22 protein-coding genes are annotated in these 17,603 nt (G+C 68.0%); 17 read left to right on the top strand and 5 right to left on the bottom strand.

The genetic code is table 11. The features are described 5' to 3' along the window. On the bottom strand, positions 1-1,080 hold a 1,080-nt coding region (locus C662_RS18600), incomplete at its 3' end, for a 5'-3' exonuclease (RefSeq protein WP_002933164.1). A 115-nt stretch (positions 1,081-1,195) separates the two neighbouring features. Here C662_RS18600 and C662_RS18595 point away from each other — a divergent pair. The 17 genes from C662_RS18595 to C662_RS18515 all read left to right on the top strand — a co-directional run bounded on the left by C662_RS18595 (position 1,196) and on the right by C662_RS18515 (position 14,100). Beyond that, the gene (locus tag C662_RS18595) at positions 1,196-1,921 is read left to right on the top strand and encodes a TIGR00730 family Rossman fold protein (protein WP_002933163.1); all 726 of its coding nucleotides are present in this window, start codon (positions 1,196-1,198) and stop codon (positions 1,919-1,921) included. 76 nt (positions 1,922-1,997) lie between these two features. Then, the gene (locus C662_RS18590; protein WP_002933162.1) at positions 1,998-2,321 is read left to right on the top strand and encodes a DUF2782 domain-containing protein; all 324 of its coding nucleotides are present in this window, start codon (positions 1,998-2,000) and stop codon (positions 2,319-2,321) included. Between the two features lie 128 nt (positions 2,322-2,449). After that, the gene (locus tag C662_RS18585; RefSeq protein ID WP_037985077.1) at positions 2,450-2,968 is read left to right on the top strand and encodes a DNA-deoxyinosine glycosylase; all 519 of its coding nucleotides are present in this window, start codon (positions 2,450-2,452) and stop codon (positions 2,966-2,968) included. Positions 2,969-3,006: 38 nt separating this feature from the next. Then, positions 3,007-3,963 carry a homoserine kinase gene (locus C662_RS18580; RefSeq protein WP_002933148.1) on the top strand — a complete coding sequence of 319 codons (957 nt, stop codon included), beginning with the start codon at positions 3,007-3,009 and terminating at the stop codon, positions 3,961-3,963. Further along, positions 3,960-4,769, top strand: coding sequence for a BPSS1780 family membrane protein (locus tag C662_RS18575; protein ID WP_002933146.1), 810 nt, complete (start codon positions 3,960-3,962; stop codon positions 4,767-4,769). Before C662_RS18580 ends, C662_RS18575 begins: the two co-directional genes overlap by 4 nt. A 19-nt stretch (positions 4,770-4,788) precedes the next feature. After that, a complete protein-coding gene (locus C662_RS18570; RefSeq protein WP_269745391.1) occupies positions 4,789-5,577 on the top strand; it encodes a BPSS1780 family membrane protein in 789 nt (262 codons plus the stop codon). Beyond that, a complete protein-coding gene (gene nadD / locus C662_RS18565) occupies positions 5,567-6,265 on the top strand; it encodes a nicotinate-nucleotide adenylyltransferase (RefSeq protein WP_002933141.1) in 699 nt (232 codons plus the stop codon). Before C662_RS18570 ends, nadD begins: the two co-directional genes overlap by 11 nt. A 75-nt stretch (positions 6,266-6,340) precedes the next feature. Beyond that, a complete protein-coding gene (gene rsfS / locus C662_RS18560; protein WP_002933138.1) occupies positions 6,341-6,694 on the top strand; it encodes a ribosome silencing factor in 354 nt (117 codons plus the stop codon). Between the two features lie 18 nt (positions 6,695-6,712). Then, positions 6,713-7,183: a 23S rRNA (pseudouridine(1915)-N(3))-methyltransferase RlmH gene (gene rlmH, locus C662_RS18555; RefSeq protein WP_002933135.1), complete on the top strand. Its 471-nt coding sequence runs from the start codon at positions 6,713-6,715 to the stop codon at positions 7,181-7,183. 7 nt (positions 7,184-7,190) lie between these two features. Next, complete coding sequence (locus C662_RS18550; RefSeq protein ID WP_002933133.1) at positions 7,191-7,817, top strand: Maf family protein; 627 nt, start codon at positions 7,191-7,193, stop codon at positions 7,815-7,817. Beyond that, on the top strand, positions 7,814-9,268 hold the full coding sequence (gene rng / locus C662_RS18545; RefSeq protein WP_002933130.1) for a ribonuclease G: 1,455 nt from the start codon (positions 7,814-7,816) through the stop codon (positions 9,266-9,268). The genes C662_RS18550 and rng overlap by 4 nt, the downstream gene beginning before the upstream one ends. Further along, on the top strand, positions 9,265-10,215 hold the full coding sequence (locus C662_RS18540) for a prenyltransferase (protein WP_002933127.1): 951 nt from the start codon (positions 9,265-9,267) through the stop codon (positions 10,213-10,215). The genes rng and C662_RS18540 overlap by 4 nt, the downstream gene beginning before the upstream one ends. A 104-nt stretch (positions 10,216-10,319) precedes the next feature. Then, positions 10,320-10,694 (top strand): helix-turn-helix transcriptional regulator, encoded by a 375-nt coding sequence (locus C662_RS18535; RefSeq protein WP_002933126.1) that lies wholly within the window; start codon positions 10,320-10,322, stop codon positions 10,692-10,694. Continuing rightward, positions 10,691-11,923, top strand: coding sequence for a type II toxin-antitoxin system HipA family toxin (locus C662_RS18530; RefSeq protein WP_002933125.1), 1,233 nt, complete (start codon positions 10,691-10,693; stop codon positions 11,921-11,923). The genes C662_RS18535 and C662_RS18530 overlap by 4 nt, the downstream gene beginning before the upstream one ends. Positions 11,924-12,052: 129 nt before the next feature. Further along, positions 12,053-12,652, top strand: a complete 600-nt coding sequence (gene ruvA, locus C662_RS18525; RefSeq protein WP_002933116.1) for a Holliday junction branch migration protein RuvA — start codon at positions 12,053-12,055, stop codon at positions 12,650-12,652. Between the two features lie 20 nt (positions 12,653-12,672). Then, positions 12,673-13,731 carry a Holliday junction branch migration DNA helicase RuvB gene (gene ruvB, locus C662_RS18520; RefSeq protein ID WP_002933113.1) on the top strand — a complete coding sequence of 353 codons (1,059 nt, stop codon included), beginning with the start codon at positions 12,673-12,675 and terminating at the stop codon, positions 13,729-13,731. A 12-nt stretch (positions 13,732-13,743) separates the two neighbouring features. After that, positions 13,744-14,100: a hypothetical protein gene (locus tag C662_RS18515; RefSeq protein WP_002933112.1), complete on the top strand. Its 357-nt coding sequence runs from the start codon at positions 13,744-13,746 to the stop codon at positions 14,098-14,100. Here C662_RS18515 and C662_RS18510 read toward each other — a convergent pair whose 3' ends face one another. The 4 genes from C662_RS18510 to dapF form a co-directional block, all read right to left on the bottom strand. Beyond that, the gene (locus C662_RS18510; RefSeq protein WP_002933111.1) at positions 14,101-14,664 is read right to left on the bottom strand and encodes a hypothetical protein; all 564 of its coding nucleotides are present in this window, start codon (positions 14,662-14,664) and stop codon (positions 14,101-14,103) included. It abuts the gene before it with no gap. Between the two features lie 159 nt (positions 14,665-14,823). Beyond that, positions 14,824-15,726 (bottom strand): tyrosine-type recombinase/integrase, encoded by a 903-nt coding sequence (locus C662_RS18505; RefSeq protein WP_002933107.1) that lies wholly within the window; start codon positions 15,724-15,726, stop codon positions 14,824-14,826. A 70-nt stretch (positions 15,727-15,796) separates the two neighbouring features. After that, positions 15,797-16,441 carry a DUF484 family protein gene (locus tag C662_RS18500; RefSeq protein WP_002933105.1) on the bottom strand — a complete coding sequence of 215 codons (645 nt, stop codon included), beginning with the start codon at positions 16,439-16,441 and terminating at the stop codon, positions 15,797-15,799. Between the two features lie 93 nt (positions 16,442-16,534). After that, on the bottom strand, positions 16,535-17,368 hold the full coding sequence (gene dapF / locus C662_RS18495) for a diaminopimelate epimerase (RefSeq protein WP_002933102.1): 834 nt from the start codon (positions 17,366-17,368) through the stop codon (positions 16,535-16,537). Between the last annotated feature and the right edge of the window lie 235 nt (positions 17,369-17,603).

Below are 17,603 nucleotides of genomic sequence, written 5' to 3'. Positions count from 1 at the left end.
AACGCCCCCCGTAGGAGCGGCGCCAGCCGCGAGCTTTTCCTCGCCCGGCCCATCGCCGAAAAGGCTCGCGGCTGGCGCCGCTCCTACGGAAAAGCCTTGCGGGTGCGAGGAGCGTGGGAGCGGCACGAGCCGCGAGGGGTCGAAGGCGACATCGCCTGGGGCCTGTCCCCTGTTTCCCTGACCATCGAAGCGACGCGCCTCGGTCGCAGCCTTGGAGGCGGCGACGCTCGCTGCGCCGGCGTCCAGATCCTTGAGCCAGCCGCGGAACTCGAAGCGCTCGTACAGCGCGCGCAGCGCCACCTTGTCGTCCGCGCGCGCGGGCAGTTCATCGAGCGTCACCGGCAGCTCGACGTCGGTCGCCACCGTCACCAGCTTCTTGCCCAGCGGCAGGAAGTCCAGGTGTCGGCGCAGATTCTCGCCCACCTTGCCGCCCACCTTGTCGGCGTTGGCGACCAGGTTGTCGAGGGTGCCGTACTCGGTCAGCCATTTCACCGCCGTCTTGGGGCCGCACTTCTCCACGCCCGGCACGTTGTCCACCGTGTCGCCGACCAGCGCCAGGTAGTCGACGATGCGCTCGGGCGGCACGCCGAACTTGGCCTCCACGCCCGCAGAGTCGAGCACCTCCTCGCTCATCGTGTTGACCCACTGCACCCCGGGGCGCACGAGCTGGGTGAGATCCTTGTCGCCGGTCGAGATCACCACCTCCCAACCGCGCTCGAGCGCCTGACGGGTAAGCGTGCCAATGACGTCGTCGGCCTCCACGCCTTCCACCGCCAGCAGCGGCCAGCCTTCGGCCTGCACCGCCTCGTGCAGCGGCACGATCTGCGCGCGCAGGTCGTCGGGCATGGGCGGACGGTGCGATTTGTACTCGGGATACCAGTCGTCGCGGAAGGTCTTGCCCTTGGCGTCGAACACGCAGGCGCGAAATTCTGCCTTGTAGTCGCTCTCCAGCCGCCTTAGCATCGACAACACCCCCCGGATCGCCCCCGTAGGCTCGCCCTGCGAATTGCGCAGGTCAGGCAAGGCATGGAAAGCGCGGTAGAGATAGCTGGAGCCATCGACGAGCAGCAGGGTGGGCATCTTCTGGAAAATCCTTGTCCTTGTTGGGGTCAGGTCTTGCATTTGCTCATCCGCGCTTCACCGGAACGAGCAAATGCAAGACCTGACCCCAGAGAGACACAACGAGAACAACAACATGACCGCGAAAGAAAAACTCCCCCGCAGCGCGCCCGACAGTACCGCGCCACGCTACAACGCGCGCGAGTCCTGGCGAATCTTCGGAATTATGGCAGAGTTCGTCGAGGCGACCGAACGCCTGGCCTCGATCCGGCCGGCGGTGTCGATCTTCGGCAGCGCGCGTACGCCGCCCGACCACCTGTACTACATGCTCACCGAAAAAATCGCCCGCCTGCTGTCGGATTCAGGCTTCGCGGTGATCTCGGGCGGCGGCCCGGGCATCATGGAAGCCGCCAACAAGGGCGCCTACTTCGGCAAGAGCCCCTCGGTGGGCCTCAACATCCAGCTGCCGCTGGAGCAGAGCGCCAACCCCTACCAGGACATCTCGCAGACCTTCCAGCACTTCTTCGCGCGCAAGTTCATGTTCGTGAAGTTCGCCACTGCCTATGTCGTCATGCCGGGCGGTTTCGGCACGCTGGACGAACTCCTCGAGGCGATGACGCTGATCCAGACCAGGAAGAGCCGCAAGATCCCGATCATCCTGGTGCACGGTCCCTTCTGGCAGGGGCTGCTCGACTGGTTGCGCGACCGGCTCGTCAGCGAAGGCATGATCAACCGCGAAGACCTCGACCTGATCCAGGTGATCGACAAGCCCGAGGACGTCGTCGAGGCCATCTTCAAGCACTACGAGCGCCGCGGCTTCCAGCCCCTGCCCACCGAGCGCGAGATGATGCTCAACCTGTGACGGCGTCTGGGGCGGGCAAGCGTCTGGGGCTCCTGAGCATTTCTGGCTAGAATTGAGGCATCTTCAGGAGAACACCATGCGCCGCACCCTTTTGGCACTGCTGCTGGCCGTCAGCCTACCCGCCTTCGCCCAGCAACCCGCGGGCCTCGAGCCCATCCCCGAACCGCCGCCCATGCCCGCCGGCATGAGCGAGCTCGACGAACCCGAAGTCACCATCGTCCAGCGCGGCGAGGACACCGTGGCCGAGTACCGCATCCGCGGCAAGCTCTACATGGTCAAGGTAACCCCGCCGCACGGCGTGCCCTACTACCTGATCGACAAGGAAGGCAACGGGCAGATGGTGCGCGACGACGCTGCGCCCGGCCTTGCCGTGCCGATGTGGGTGATCAAGTCTTGGTGAGCGCCGCGATCGTGCCGCCGGCGAGTCGGCAGAATACGCCGATTCGCCATGGAACACCGGGGGCCACCCCGGACGTCCCGGCCGATCTCCCCGAGCGCCCTACCCGGGAACCCGGACAGGGGCAGCGCGTGCGAAGCTTTCCTGCGGTGCACACTGGCGCTGCACGCGTACTCATTCTGGGCAGCATGCCGGGCGAAGCCTCGTTGGCCGCCGTGCAGTACTATGCGCACCCCCGCAACGCGTTCTGGCCGATCATGGGCGCATTGTTCGGTGCCGGCCCCGAGCTGCCGTATGTGCAACGCCTCGAACGTCTGTGCGCCGCCGGCGTGGCCCTGTGGGACGTCATCGGCGCGTGCCAGCGCGAGGGCAGCCTCGACAGCGCGATCGCGCGCGACAGCATCGTGGCCAACGACTTCACCGCGCTATTCTCGGCCTGCCCAGGCATCGGCCACGTTTTCTTCAATGGCAGTGCTGCAGAGGCCGCCTTCCGTCGTCATGTAAAACTGCCGCCAACGGGCCAGCCCCTGCGCTTCACCCGCCTGCCATCGACCAGCCCGGCGCATGCCGCACGCGGCTTCGAGGCCAAGCTTGCCGCCTGGCAGGCCGTGCGCTACGCCGCCTGTGCGGCCGACGCACTCGCCGGCTGAGCCCCGGCGCCCTCTGACCCCCTCCCACCGGAGCCCGCATGTCCGTCTTCACCCCCGTTCCCGAATCCGCGCTCGCCGACTGGCTCAAGGACTACGCCATCGGCCGCCTGGTGGAACTCAAGGGCATCTCGGCCGGCGTGCAGAACAGCAACTTCTTCGTCACCACCACGCTCGGCCGCTACGTCCTCACCCTGTTCGAAGGCATGTCGCGCGCCGAGCTGCCCTACTACCTGCATCTGATGGCCCATCTTGCGCGCCACGGCCTGCCGGTGCCGGGCCCGATCGCCAACCTGCACAACGAATACCTCGGCACCCTGCAGGAGCGCCCGGCTGCGCTGGTGGTGCGCCTGTCCGGCGCTTCGGAGATGGCGCCCGGCGTCGAGCACTGCGCCCGTGTCGGCGCCATGCTTGCCGGACTCCACCTCGCCGGCCAGTCCTACGGCCGCCGCCAGCCCAATCCACGCGGCCCCGAGTGGCGTCTGGCCACGGCGCAGGCGGTGCGCGACTTCCTGCCCACTGACGAGCGCGCCCTGCTCGACGCCGAGATCGCCTTCCAGTCCGCACAGGCGCTCGCCAACCTGCCCGCCGGCGCCATCCACGCCGACCTCTTCCGCGACAACGTGCTATGGGACACGGATGCCGACGGCAGCGTGCACATCGGCGGCGTCATCGATTTCTACTTCGCCGGTCACGACGCGCTGCTGTTCGACGTCGCGGTCACGGTCAATGACTGGTGCTCCCTGCCCGACGGCGGCCTCGACGGCACCCGCTGCACGGCCCTGCTCGCGGCCTACCATGCCGAGCGTCCGTTCACCGCGGCCGAGCGCGCTGCCTGGCCCGGCCAGTTGCGCGCAGCCGCACTGCGCTTCTGGCTGTCGCGCGCAGCCGACTTCCACCTGCCACGCGCAGGCGAGATGGTGCTGGTGAAGGACCCCAACGAATACCGCGACATCCTGCGCCTGCGCATCGCGGACACCCCGCCGCTGCCGCTATGACCGACGCTCGCCGCCCCCACCCTGCACCGCCCGCACCTGGCGACGTCGCCCCCGGCCACGCCCTCAACTGGCTCAGCGAGGGCTGGCGCCTGTTCATGAAGGCGCCCGGCGTGTGGGCCATCCAGGCGCTGATCTTCTTCGTCATTCTCACCGCGCTCGGCCTGATGCCCTTCCTCGGCTGGGCTGCGGCGCCGATCGCACTGCCGGTGCTGGTAGGCGGCATGATCGCCGGGGCCCAGGCCCTGGACCGCGGCGAGTCGCTGCGCGTCGACCACCTGTTCGACGGCGTTCGCCACCATGCGGGCAACCTGCTGCTGGTCGGCGTCTTCCATCTGCTCGGCCTGCTGCTGGCCGCCTTGATCGCCGCCGCCATCGGCGGCAGTGCGGCCCTGACCGGCGCCGCAGTCGGTGCCCTGGCAGGCATGGGCATGGCCGGCAGCGGCATGATGCTCGGCGTGGTGGTGTTTACCGTGCTGTGGGCGCTGCTCATGATGGCGCTGTGGTTCGCCCCCGCCCTGGTGATGCTGCACGAGATGGCCCCACTCGACGCCATGCGCCTGTCTGCACGCGCCTGCATCCACAACCTGCTCGCCTTCCTCATCCTCGCCGCGCTGCTCTATGTCCTGCTTTGGGTGGCGATGCTCCCCGCCGGGCTCGGCATGCTGGTGCTGATCCCGGTGATTGCATGTGCGCTCTATGCCGCCTGGAAGGAAACCTTCGCACCACAGCTCCCGGCGTCCCTGCCGATCGCTGCCGATGGCCCCGAATCTGCGGACCGAACGCCGGACGCCCCTCCTCCCCCCTGAACGCCCACGAAGAACATCAATGCAAGCAAACAGACTCCCCATGCAGCGCGGCTGGTCCTGGCTGCGCGAGGGCCTCGTCCTCTGGCGCCGCAATCCGGCGCTCATCACCTTCGCCACGTTCGGCTACCTGCTCTCGATCGTCGTGCTCAGCCTGGTCCCGCTGCTGGGCCAGCTCGCCGCCTCGCTGCTCATGCCGGCCCTGTCGGTCGGGGTGCTCAACGCCTGCCGCGCCATCGACAGCGGTCGCAAGGTCGGCCCGGACGTGCTGTTCTCCGGCTTCAAGACCAACCTGCAGTCCCTCATCGCGATCGGCGGCATCTACCTGGTCGCCACCCTGCTCGTACTCGTGCTGGTATCGCTGGTCGACGACGGCAGCCTGTTCGCACTCATGCGCGGCGAGGAGCCTGCCGAAGATGCCGGTGTCGGCTTCACGCTGCTCATCGCCCTCACCCTGTCCACACCGGTCGTCATGGCCTACTGGTTCGCGCCGGTACTGGCCGCCTGGTGGAAGGTGTCCCCAGCCAAGGCCTTGTTCTTCAGCTTTTACGCCTGCCTGCAGAACTGGCGCCCGTTCCTGGCCTACGCCATTGGCGTGGCGATTTTCGGCGCCATCCTTCCCGGCATCGTCATCGGTGTACTTGGGCTGCTCTCGCCCGCGCTTGGCACGCTGGCCTCGCTGCCGATCCCGCTCATCGTCATCCCGGTGATCTTCGCCACCTTCTACACCGCCACCCGCGACGTTTTCGGCCTGCCCGACGCGCCCCCCGTGATCGACCGCAGCCCGCAGGACGCCGACGATGCCGGCTGAGCCGCGTCCGCCGGCAACCGCCGGGCCGCTCGGCCTGCTCGGCGGCACCTTCGACCCGATCCACCTCGGCCACCTGCGCCTGGCCGAAGAGGCGCGCGAGGCCCTCGGGCTGGCCGCCGTGCGCCTGATCCCGGCCGGTCAGCCGCCCCACCGCGGCGAGCCACGCAGCAGTGCGGATCAGCGCCTGGCCATGGCCAGGCTGGCGAGCACCGGCAACCCGGCACTCGAAGTCGATGACAGCGAGGTACGCGCCGCAAGCAAGAGCTACACCGTGCTCACCCTCGAGCGCCTGCGCGCCGAACTCGGTCCCGCCCGCCCGCTGGTGCTCATTCTCGGCGCCGACGCCTTCGAAGGCTTGCCCGGCTGGCACCGCTGGCAGGCGCTCTTCGACCTCGCCCACATCGCCGTCGCCAATCGCCCCGGCTACGCGCCGCACGGCCGGCGCTGGCCTGCCACACTGTCGCCCGAGCTCGCCGCCGCGTGCGCGGGCCGCCACAGCAGCGACCCGGCCGACCTCGCCACAGCGCCCGCCGGCCGCATCGTGCCCTTCGACATGACCCCGCTCGCCATCTCAGCCTCGCTCATCCGCGATCTGGTTCGCACCGGCCACAGCGTGCGCTATTTGCTGCCGGATTCCGTTGTCGACTATATTGCCGCGCACCATCTTTACGAGGGCAACGGGAACTAGGGCCTTCCCATTTGCCGGGAACGCGCCCCCCACTTCTTGCCCTTCTCGCCCCCACTCTTCATTCCTGCCGAGCCCATGGACCTTCCCACCCTGCAAAACATCGTCGTCAGCGCCCTCGAGGACATCAAGGGCCGCGACATCGAGGTCATCGACACCTCGAAGCACACGCCGCTGTTCGATCGCATCGTCATCGCCAGCGCCGAATCGGGCCGCCAGACCCGCGCCCTGGCGCAGAACGTTCAGGACAAGGTCAAGGAGGCCGGCGGCGAGGTACTCAGCATGGAAGGCCAGGACACCGGCGAGTGGGTGCTGGTCGACCTTGGCAGCATCGTGGTGCACGTGATGCAGCCCGCCGTGCGCAGCTACTACAAGCTCGAAGAGCTGTGGAATACCAAGCCCGCCGGCCGCCAGGCCGCCGCCGGACGCTGACCAGGCGCCCGCGCGGCCGTGAAGCTCTGCATCGTCGCCGTCGGCCACCGCATGCCGGCCTGGGTACAGGCCGGCTTCGACGAGTTCGCCCGCCGCATGCCGCGCGAACTGCCGCTGCAGCTTGTCGAGGTGAAAGCCGAGCCGCGCACCAGCGGCAAGACCGTCGACGCCATGATGGCTGCCGAAGCCGCCCGCATCGAAGCCGTGCTGCCGCCACGCTGCCGACGCGTGATCCTCGACGAGCGCGGCGCCGACCTCTCCACCCTGGCGCTGGCGCAGCGCCTGGAGACCTGGCAGGGCGAAGGCCAGGACGTGGCGCTCATCATCGGCGGCCCCGACGGTCTGTCCCCCGCCCTCAAGGCGAGCGCACACGAAGCCATTCGCCTGTCCAGCCTCACCCTGCCCCACGCCCTGGTGCGTCCGCTGCTGGCCGAGGCGCTGTATCGCGCATGGACGGTGCTGCGCAACCACCCCTATCATCGCGAATGAGTACTGCATGACGCCCATGTACCCGCGCATCTACCTCGCCTCCAAGAGCCCCCGCCGCCGCGACCTGCTGCGCCAGATCGGCGTGCAGTTCGACGTGCTCACCTTCCGTGACGGCGAGCGCGGCGAAGACGCCGACGTGGACGAAACGCCCCTGCCTGCGGAGCCGGTCGAGCGTTACGTCGAACGTATCGCGCTGGCCAAGGCCGAGGCCGGCATGCGCCGTGTGCTGTGGCGCAAGCTGTTGCGACGCCCGGTACTCGCCGCCGACACCACGCTCGAGCTCGACGGCGAGATCATCGGCAAGCCCAGGGACGCGGCCGATGCCCAGGCCATCCTCACCCGCCTGTCCGGGCGCCGCCACCGCGTCCTCACCGCACTGGCCGTCAGCGACGGCGAACGCACGCGCAGCCGGGTGTCAGTGAGCGAGGTCAGCTTCACCACGCTCTCCGAGAACGACATCCGCCAGTATGTCGCCAGCGGCGAGCCCATGGACAAGGCCGGCGCCTACGGCATCCAGGGCCGCGCCGCGGTGTTCATTGACGAGATTCATGGCAGCTACTCCGGCATCATGGGCCTGCCGCTGTTCGAGACCGCCAGGCTGCTCGACATCTTCGCCACCGAGGAGCGGCAGTGAGCATCGAATTCCTCATAAACTTCACCCCGCAGGAAACCCGCGTCGCGCTCGTCGAGCAGGGCGTCGTCCAGGAACTGCATATCGAGCGCACCGCCAGCCGCGGCATCGTCGGCAACCTCTACCTGGGCAAGGTAGTGCGCGTGCTGCCCGGCATGCAGTCGGCCTTCATCGACATCGGCCTCGAGCGCACCGCCTTCCTGCATGTGGCGGACATTTGGAGCGAACGCCAGAACGGCGAAGCCGCCCGCCCGATCGAGAAGATCCTCGCCGAAGGCCAGAACCTGCTCGTGCAGGTGCTCAAGGACCCCATCGGCACCAAGGGGGCGCGCCTGTCAACGCAGGTCAGCCTCGCCGGCCGGTTGCTGGTCTACCTGCCCCAGGAAAAGCACATCGGCATCTCCCAGCGCATCGAGGACGAGGCCGAACGCGAAGCCCTGCGCGTGCGTCTGACGGCACTGGTGCCCAAGGATGAACGCGGCGGCTTCATCGTGCGCACGATGGCCGAATCCGCGTCGGATGCCGAGCTCGCCGCCGACATCGCCTACCTGCGCAAGCTTTGGAGCGAGATCTCGGCCAGCACGGCCGGCATCTTCCCGCCCAAGCTGCTGCACGAGGACCTCGGCCTGGGGCAGCGCACGCTGCGTGACCTCGTTACCGACGAAACCACCCGCATCCGCGTCGATTCCCGGGAAAACTACCAGAAGCTCGCCACCTTCGCCGCCGAATACACGCCCCAAGTGCTGCCGCTGCTCGAACACTACAGCGGCGAACGCCCGCTGTTCGAGCTCTACAATGTCGAGGAAGAGATCCAGAAGGCGCTCGCCCGCCGGGTGGATCTCAAATCCGGCGGCTACCTGATCATCGACCAAACCGAGGCGATGACCACCGTCGACGTCAACACCGGCGGTTTCGTCGGTGCGCGCAATTTCGACGACACCATCTTCAAGACCAACCTCGAAGCCAGCCAGGCGATCGCCCGCCAGCTCCGCCTGCGCAACCTGGGCGGCATCATCATCATCGACTTCATCGACATGGAGAACACCGAACACCGCGAGATGGTGCTCGAGGAGTTCCGCAAGGCCTTGTCGCGCGACCACACGAAGATGACGATCAACGGCTTCACGGCGCTCGGCCTGGTCGAAATGACGCGCAAGCGTACCCGCGAGTCCCTCGCCCACCTGCTGTGCGAGCCCTGCCCCACCTGCAGCGGTCGCGGCGAGGTGAAGACCGCGCGCACCGTGGCCTACGAGATCCTGCGCGAGCTGCTGCGCGAGGCGCGCCAGTTCAACGCCAAGGAGTTCCGCGTGCTCGCCGCCCCCAATGTCATCGACCTCTTCCTCGACGAGGAGAGCCAGTCGCTGGCGATGCTGTCCGACTTCATCGGCAAGAAGGTGTCGCTCCACGCCGAGGCCAGCTACACGCAGGAACAATACGACATCGTGCTGCTGTGAGCACTGCCATCGAGCACCCCGCCGAACCCCGCCCCGAACGGCTGCGCAATCCGCTCCTGCGCCTGGTCGCCGCCACCCGCCCGGCCTTTCTCGCCGTCACCCTGGTCGGCTGCCTCATCGGCATCGCCAGCGCACACGCCAGCGGCCTTGTCATCGACCCGCTCAGCGCCGCGCTCACGCTGCTGTTCGCCCTGCTCGCACATGCCGGCGGCAACGTCATCAACGACTACCACGACGCCCTGAGCGGAGCCGACGACATCAACAGCGGCCGGATCTTCCCGTTCACCGGCGGCAGCCGCTTCATCCAGAACGGCGTGCATACGCCAAGGCAGACGGCGCTGCTCGGCTATGGCCTGCTTGCAGCAGTGGTGCCAGGCGGGCTATGGCTGACCTGGCAGGCCGGGCCGGGCCTGCTGCTGATCGGGATCGCCGGCCTGGCGCTGGGCTGGGCCTACTCCGCGCCGCCGCTCAAGCTGGTGTGCCGCGGCTTCGGCGAAGTCGTCATCGTGGCCTGCTGGCTGCTGGTCGTGGTCGGTGCCGACTTCGTGCAACGCGGCGCCTTCGACCTGCTGCCCGTCTTCGCCGGCCTGTCCTACGCCCTGCTGGTGGCCAACCTGCTGTTCATCAACCAGTTCCCGGACCATGACGGCGACGCCGCCAGCGCCAAGCGCACCCTGGTCGTGCGCCTGGGCCCGCAAACCGCCAAGTGGGGCTACCTGCTGATCGCCATCGCCGCTTACGCCTGGCTGATCGCCATGGTGGCCAACGAACTGCTGCCACAGAAGACCGCCGCCGCAGCGCTCACCGTCGCCCTGTCCTTCCCCGCCGGGCGCGACCTGCTCGAGCACGCCGCCGACCCGTCGGAGCTGACGCCTGCGATCAAGCGCACCATCGTCGCCGCGCTCGCGCATGGTGTCGTGCTGGCCGGCGTGCTGGCCTTCTCCTGAGACCGCCTCAGGGCGACACCCTCAGCCTGCCTCCGGGCTCAGTGCGCCGACCCGATAACTTACATATACTTGTTCTCGAGTAGCCCTGAAGAGAACTATATGTGATGTCGAAATCCTCACTTGCACTCGATGCCCTGCCTCCCGAGGTGAGCCGCTCGCTGCAGACACTCGGCGAGCACTGCGCCTTGGCGCGCCTGCGGCGCAAGGAGTCGCAGAAGCAATGGGCCAGCCGCCTGGGCGTTTCGGTGCCAACCTTGATCCGCCTCGAAAAGGGCGACCCGACGGTGAGCATGGGCGTGTACGCCACCGCGCTGTGGCTGATCGGCCTGTCGGCCGGGCTTTCCGAGCTGGCCGACCCGGCCAAGGACCTGCGCGCACTCGAATCCGACGTCCGCGAGGCAAGCCGCCTGCGCGTCAGGCGGACGCGCGCGTCGCGCACCACACCGCCCCCCGCGCCGAACGCCGAGGACGACCAGTGAGCCTGCATCCGGCACTGCCCGACACGCTGTACCTTTGGCACCTCGGCCAACCGGCGGCCCCGCGCGTGGTCGGCACGCTCAACCTGGTCATGAACCGCCGTGGTGTCTCGCTGCGCTATGCCGATGCCTGGCTCGAGGACGGCTTTGCGCTCAGCGAGGACCTGCCCCTCACCGACGTCGAGCACTTTCCCCACGACAAGGACAGCGCCGCCGGCGCCGTCGACGACGCGCGGCCCGACCGCTGGGGCGAGCGCGTGATCCGCCTGCTCGACCGGCCACCGCGCCTGTCCGTGCTCGACTACCTGTATTACGCCGGTGACGACCGCTTCGGTGCATTGGGCGTGTCGCCCCGTGCGGACGCCTACCAGCCGCACGAAATCGGCCCGCTGCCGCGGCTTGGCGATCTGCAGGCGGTGCACGAGGTGGTCCGCCGGGTGCTGGCGCGAGAAGCGGTCGACGAGCGCCAGAAGCGGCTCCTCGCCCCTGGCGTGACCATGGGTGGCGCGCGGCCGAAGGCCTTGTTCGAGCTGGAGGGCGCGGAATGGGTAATCAAGTTTGGCGAAGACGACCGCCCAGCGGAGCCGCTGATCGAGCATGCGACGATGACCCTGGCCGCAAGGGCGGGAATCCAGGTCGCCGAGACGCGCCCGATCGTGCTCGGGCGGGACGTGGCGGTTGCCATCCGCCGCTTCGACCGTGCCGCCGGCCGGCGCCTGCACGCGCTCTCGGCCAAGGTGGCCCTGCGCGCCGCCGGCGTCGAGCTGTCCTACCCCGATCTCGCGCTGCTGCTGCGCCGGCGGGGAAAGACTGCGACCCATCGGCAGCAGATGCACGAGCTCTTCCGGCGCCTCGTGTTCAACATCCTGATCGACAACACGGACGACCACGAGAAGAACCATGTCCTGCTGGTCGGGCCGGAGCAGCACTATACGCTGGCGCCCGCCTTCGACATCCTGCCCTGCGCGCAGTCGCTCGGCTACCAGGCGATGGAAGTGGGCGAACGCGGCGCCGAGTCATCGATCGACAATGCGCTCAGCGCCTGCGCGCAGTACTGGCTGAGCCCCCAGGCCGCGCGGGACGAAGCGCGCCGCGTAGCCGAAGTGATCGAAGGCTGGCGCGCGCACTTTGTCGCCCAGGGGGTCGGCGAAGCCGACCTCGATGAGTTGGGCCGGCATATCGACCGCCCCTTCCTGCGTGAACAGCGCCAGGCGCTGCAAGGACGCTGGTGAGCCTCAAGCGACGAGCAGACCCGTCAGGAGACCGAGGCGCCACCCGCTGTACGAAAACCCACCTGAGGCGCCGAGGCCGGGCCGGACACTGTTAGACTTGCGGCTTCGCAAGCTCCCGACCCGGCCACCATGATCGGACGCATCACCGGCACCCTGCTGGAAAAAAACCCGCCGCGGATCCTCGTCGACGTGCACGGCGTCGGCTATGAGATCGACGTGCCGATGAGCACCTTCTACAACCTGCCCGCCACCGGCACCACGGTGAGCCTGCACATCCACCATGTGGTGCGCGAGGACGGCCACTTCCTGTTCGGCTTCGCCACCGACGAGGAACGCGCGACCTTCCGCCAGCTGCTCAAGGTCTCGGGCATCGGTGCGCGCATGGCGCTGGCGGTACTGTCAGGCCTGTCGGTGAATGACCTCGCGCAAGCGGTGGCGCTGCAGGAGGCCGGACGGCTGGTGAAGATCCCTGGCATCGGCAAGAAGACGGCCGAGCGCCTGCTGCTCGAACTGCGCGACAAGCTCGGCAAGGCCTTGCCCAACATGGCGGGCGTACGCCTGGCAGCGGCGCCCGGAACCGCCCCGGACGCGAGGAGCGACATCCTCAACGCCCTGCTGGCGCTCGGCTACAACGAGCGCGAGGCGCTATCGGCGATGAAGGGCCTGGCCGAAGAAGTCGGCGTGTCGGACGGCATCCGCCAGGCACTGAAGGCGCTGTCGAAGGGCTGAATGGAGGCCGAGCCGAAGACATGATCGAAACCGACAAGCTCAAGGCGGTCGCGCCCGCCGAACGGCTCATCTCCGCCACCCCTGCCGACCGCCAGGAAGACGCCATCGAGCGCGCACTGCGCCCGAAGCGTCTCGCCGAATACGTCGGCCAGGCCAAGATCCGCGAACAGCTGGAGATCTTCATCCAGGCCGCACGCAAGCGCAGCGAGGCGCTCGACCACGTACTGCTGTTCGGACCACCCGGCCTGGGCAAGACCACGCTGGCGCACATCGTCGCCGCCGAGATGGGGGTGAACCTGCGCCAGACCTCGGGCCCGGTGCTGGAGCGCGCTGGCGACCTCGCCGCGCTGCTCACCAACCTCGAGCCGCACGACGTGCTCTTCATCGACGAGATCCACCGCCTCTCGCCGGTGGTCGAGGAAATCCTCTACCCTGCGCTGGAAGACTTCCAGATCGACATCATGATCGGCGAAGGGCCGGCCGCGCGCTCGGTCAAGCTCGACCTGCCGCCCTTCACGCTGGTCGGCGCCACGACTCGCGCAGGCATGCTCACCAACCCCCTGCGCGACCGCTTCGGGATCGTGTCGCGGCTGGAGTTCTACACGCCGGAGGAGCTCGGCTTCATCGTCAGCCGCTCGGCGCGCCTGCTCAACGTCGAGATCGACGACAACGGCGCACTCGAGATCGCCCGCCGCGCCCGCGGCACGCCGCGCATCGCCAACCGGCTGCTGCGCCGGGTGCGCGACTATGCCGAAGTGAAGGCAAACGGCCACATCACTGCCGCGGTAGCCGATGCCGCCCTGCGCATGCTGGATGTGGACAACCTTGGCCTCGATCTGATGGACCGCAAGCTGCTGTCGGCAATGCTGGAGAAATTCGGCGGCGGTCCGGTCGGCCTCGACAACATCGCCGCTGCGATCGGTGAATCCACGGACACCATCGAAGACGTCATCGAGCCTTACCTGATCCAGCAGGGCTACCTGCAACGCACGCCGCGCGGGCGCATGGCCACGCACTCGATCTGGCAGCATTTCGGGCTTGCGCCGCCACGCAGCGGCGGCGACCTGTTCGCCCAATAGCAGGCTCGTACCATGCGCTCGCTGCAGGTGGTGATGATGACGCTGTGCGTAGTCGGCGGGCTCTTCCTGCTCATGCACGCGCCGGACTTCTTCATGCCCGACCGCTGGGACCCATCGCGTGGCCGCCAGTTCGACGCCACCGCCTCGCGCCTGCTGGGCGCAGGCCTGCTGGTGCTGGCCGTGCTCGGCGGCCACTACATGCGCAACATGTACTACGGCACGCGCCGCCGGCTCCCCGGGCCAGCCGCTCAGGTGCGTTACTTTCTGCTGCTGGTGCTGACCCTGGTGCTGATCAGTGCCGCCATGCATCGCGCCGAACCCGGCCCCAACCCCGAATACCGCGCCCCGGCCTCGGCAACCACGCGCTGATCAGCGCGCGTCGGCGTCAAGCAGGGCGCGCACGCGCTCGGCCGTCTCCAGCAATTCGCCCAGCTGGCGCGAACTGAGCAGCGCACCAAAGTGATCGACGGCGGCCCGGGTGATGAAAAGATGGCCGTTGTCCCTGCGCACGATCCAGCCGAGTTCGATCAGGCGCACGATCTTGCGGCGTACGGTCTCGCGCGGCAACCCGGTCGCCGCAGCGATCGAATACGCATTGCAGGGTTTGAGTTCGCAGTACGCGTCGTCGACGTCGCTACTGAACTCGATCACTGCGGCGCCTGCAGCCTCGGCACCGTGGTTCCCGTTGCCACGTTCACCGCCGGTTTCGAGTGCACCAATGTTGTGGAGTGCGATCTCGCCGAGCAGGATGGGCAGCAGGATGTCACGATCGAAATCCTCGAACCAGCGCCTGATGTTACGAATCTCGTGGCGCGCGAGCATCAGCGCCACCGACTTGAGGATGCGCTGGGCCGAACCAGGCTCGATGACTTCGAGCGTGTCCTTGTCGGACGCTGCCGCCGGCGCGTCCTGTGCTTTGGCTTTGAGGACCATTGATATTGGGGAGACTGGCTGCGATCCGTGTCGACCTGTGCAGTATCGACAAAAAACCGATTTTTATTAAATGATTGTAATCAACGCGCGCAGCATAGCGGAGCAGCACGCCGTGCTCAGCCCGGAAGTACCCAACATGGGCAACCCGCCCCTCGGACCTTACTTGCGCGCGCGCGGGTGCGCCGCATCATAAACGCGGGCAAGGTGCTGAAAGTCAAGGTGAGTGTAGATCTGCGTACTGCGGATGCTGGCATGGCCAAGCAGTTCCTGAACGGCACGCAGGTCGCCGCTCGACTGCAGCAGATGGCTTGCGAAGCTGTGGCGCAGCATGTGGGGGTGGACGTGCACACCCAGGCCCAGCACCCGCGCACGCTGCTCGAGCCGGCTGGCGATGCCGCCCGTGCTGAGGCGGCCACCGCTGCGGGTAACGAACAACGCAGGCTCGTCCGCGCGTGCAAGCTGCGGCCGCAGCGCCGACCAGCGCACCAGCGCGGCCAGCGCCTTGCCGCCGACAGGCACGCTGCGGCTGCGCTGGCGCTTGCCGGTGACGGTCACCATACCCTGCGCCAGGTCGATTCCAGTGTCGACATCGAGCGCAGCAAGCTCGGCCGCACGCAGGCCGGACGAGTAGAAAAGCTCGAACATCGCAATATCGCGAGTTTCGAGCAAATTTGACGGCTCTGGATCGAGCAAGGCCTGTGCCTGCTCGGGAGACAGCACACGCGGCAGGGGCGACGGCGATCGCGGCGGGCGTACGCCAAGCGCGGGGTTGACACGCACGCCGCGGTGACGCGCCAGCCAACGATAGAAACTGCGCCAGGCTGACAGATGACGCGAGATAGAACGCCCGCCCAGGCCCTCGCCATGAAGGCGGGCGACGAAGCGCCGGATGTCCTGCATGTCGAGTTCGGCGGGCTGGCGCTCGGCAGCCAGGCGCAGCAACGCATGCAGACCTTCGCGGTAAGCCTTGAGCGTGAGTTCGGCGGCCCTGCGCTGGCTCGCCAGCCAGTCGAGCCAGGCTTCGCCATCCGCCGGCAACGGCCCCGCTGCCGGGGACACCATTGCCCGGGCGGCCTGATCGCCTCGCCCCGCCTGCGACCGCCTGCTCATTGCATGCTCCCGCGCGCTGCGATCAGCCGCCGCGACTGACGAGCGCCGCCGCTGCGAGATCGGCGATGCGGCTCAGGTAAAGCGTGCCCATCTCGGGATAGAAGCGCTCCGGCTCGGCGCTGCCCAGCGCCAGCAAACCGAAACACACACCGCTGGCACGCAGCGGCATCAGCGCAAGCGAACGCACATGGGGCGCAGCCTCGCCAAACCAGCCCGTTGCCTCGATACTCTCGGGCGGCCCGCAATAGGGGTGGCGCAGGGCTTCCACATGCCTGCGCGCAGCCGCGCTGACCTCGTCTGCGTCCGCCTCGGCGACGCTGCCCCACAGCCTGAGACTGACGTGCGGAACCGCAAAGTCGTCCTGCAGGCTGGACACCAGCGCCTGGCGCACCGACACCGCGCTACCGGCTGCAAGCAGCATCACCGACAGCCGATGCACCTTGGTGCTGATGTCGTCGTTCTCGGCGCCAAAGCGAATGAGCTCGGAGAGCTTGACCTCGAGCTGGCGGATCTTGTCACGCAGGGCATGCAGCTGGCGCTCGGCCAGCGAGATCGCCTGCCCGCCGTGCTGTGGGTGCGGCACGGTGAGCTGGGTGAACAGCTCATGGTGCTGGTTCAGGAAATCGGGGTGCTCGCGCAGGTAGCGCGCCACATCGTCGGCATTCATCGCTCGTGTACTCCCTGTCGGGCCGCTCGGGGACCCGCTTGGTTCATGCGCGCACGCGGTGCGCGCTACGTGGTCCAGCCCGCAGCCCGGCGTTCAGTCCAGCACCATCTCTGCTTCGAAAACGCTCACCGCCGGCCCGGTCATCAGCACCGGCGAGCCCGGGCCAGCCCAGGCGATCTCGAGTTCGCCGCCACGGGTCTCGACCTTCACCGGCGAGACCAGCAGGCCGCGCCCGATGCCCGCGACCACGGCCGCGCAAGCGCCCGTGCCGCAGGCCAGCGTCTCGCCCGCACCACGCTCGAACACTCGCAAGCGCGCGTGGCCGGGGTCGACAACCTCCAGGAAGCCGGCATTGACGCGGGCCGGGAAGCGCTCATGGCGTTCGATGAGCGCCCCCAGCTCGGCGACCGGGGCGGTATCGACGTCAGCCACCACCTGCACTGCATGCGGATTGCCCATCGACACCGCGGTGATCGCCACCGTCCTGTCGCCGACCTCGAGCGGCTGCACGAAGGCATCCGACTCGGACACGAAGGGAATCTTGTCGGGCGCGAATTGCGGCACCCCCATATCGACCGTCACCAGGCCGTCGTCGCGCAGGCGTGGCGCAATGACGCCCGATCGCGTCTCGACGCGGATCTCGCGCTTGCTGGTGAGCCCCTTGTCATGGACGAAGCGCACGAAGCAGCGCGCGCCGTTACCGCACTGCTCGACCTCGCCGCCGTCGGCGTTGAAGATGCGGTAGCGGAAATCGACATCGGGCCGGGTAGCGGGCTCGACCACCAGCAACTGGTCGCAGCCGACGCCAAAATGGCGGTCGGCGATCGCGCGCACGCGTGCCGGCGTAAGCTCGACCGGCTCACGGGTGGCGTCGATGACGACGAAGTCGTTGCCGAGGCCATGCATCTTGGTGAAGCGCAGTTTCATCGGAAGCCTGACGGATACTATTGGAAAGATGCGCTCATGCGTACGCAGCGCAAGCCGCGATTGTCCTCCACCGCGACGACCAGCGTCCACCTCCAGCGCAGCGTAAGCGCCGCGCCAGCGGCAAGCTCTTTGTCAGCCCACCCAATCCGGATCGCCTTCAACCCCTCGCGGCTGGCGCCGCTCCTACGGCGAGAGCAATCGCTGCCGCACCCTCCTGTAGGAGCGGCGCCAGCCG

It is taken from the genome of Thauera sp. 28 (genome assembly GCF_000310145.2).
In the GTDB taxonomy this organism is placed as follows: domain Bacteria; phylum Pseudomonadota; class Gammaproteobacteria; order Burkholderiales; family Rhodocyclaceae; genus Thauera; species Thauera mechernichensis.
Note: the sequence above shows the minus strand (reverse complement) of the source record. Positions and strands in the feature narration are given on the sequence as shown.

Bases quoted from the DNA above. Each gene is read 5' to 3' on its own strand.
- C662_RS18535 (WP_002933126.1), top strand. From the start codon at position 10,320: ATGTCGAAATCCTCACTTGCACTCGATGCCCTGCCTCCCGAGGTGAGC.
- C662_RS18570 (WP_269745391.1), top strand. From the start codon at position 4,789: ATGCAAGCAAACAGACTCCCCATGCAGCGCGGCTGGTCCTGGCTGCGC.
- C662_RS18550 (WP_002933133.1), top strand. From the start codon at position 7,191: ATGACGCCCATGTACCCGCGCATCTACCTCGCCTCCAAGAGCCCCCGC.
- C662_RS18595 (WP_002933163.1), top strand. From the start codon at position 1,196: ATGACCGCGAAAGAAAAACTCCCCCGCAGCGCGCCCGACAGTACCGCG.
- C662_RS18515 (WP_002933112.1), top strand. From the start codon at position 13,744: ATGCGCTCGCTGCAGGTGGTGATGATGACGCTGTGCGTAGTCGGCGGG.
- nadD (WP_002933141.1), top strand. From the start codon at position 5,567: ATGCCGGCTGAGCCGCGTCCGCCGGCAACCGCCGGGCCGCTCGGCCTG.
- C662_RS18505 (WP_002933107.1), bottom strand. From the start codon at position 15,726: ATGGTGTCCCCGGCAGCGGGGCCGTTGCCGGCGGATGGCGAAGCCTGG.
- C662_RS18500 (WP_002933105.1), bottom strand. From the start codon at position 16,441: ATGAATGCCGACGATGTGGCGCGCTACCTGCGCGAGCACCCCGATTTC.
- C662_RS18575 (WP_002933146.1), top strand. From the start codon at position 3,960: ATGACCGACGCTCGCCGCCCCCACCCTGCACCGCCCGCACCTGGCGAC.
- rsfS (WP_002933138.1), top strand. From the start codon at position 6,341: ATGGACCTTCCCACCCTGCAAAACATCGTCGTCAGCGCCCTCGAGGAC.
- C662_RS18510 (WP_002933111.1), bottom strand. From the start codon at position 14,664: ATGGTCCTCAAAGCCAAAGCACAGGACGCGCCGGCGGCAGCGTCCGAC.
- C662_RS18590 (WP_002933162.1), top strand. From the start codon at position 1,998: ATGCGCCGCACCCTTTTGGCACTGCTGCTGGCCGTCAGCCTACCCGCC.
- ruvA (WP_002933116.1), top strand. From the start codon at position 12,053: ATGATCGGACGCATCACCGGCACCCTGCTGGAAAAAAACCCGCCGCGG.
- ruvB (WP_002933113.1), top strand. From the start codon at position 12,673: ATGATCGAAACCGACAAGCTCAAGGCGGTCGCGCCCGCCGAACGGCTC.
- dapF (WP_002933102.1), bottom strand. From the start codon at position 17,368: ATGAAACTGCGCTTCACCAAGATGCATGGCCTCGGCAACGACTTCGTC.
- C662_RS18580 (WP_002933148.1), top strand. From the start codon at position 3,007: ATGTCCGTCTTCACCCCCGTTCCCGAATCCGCGCTCGCCGACTGGCTC.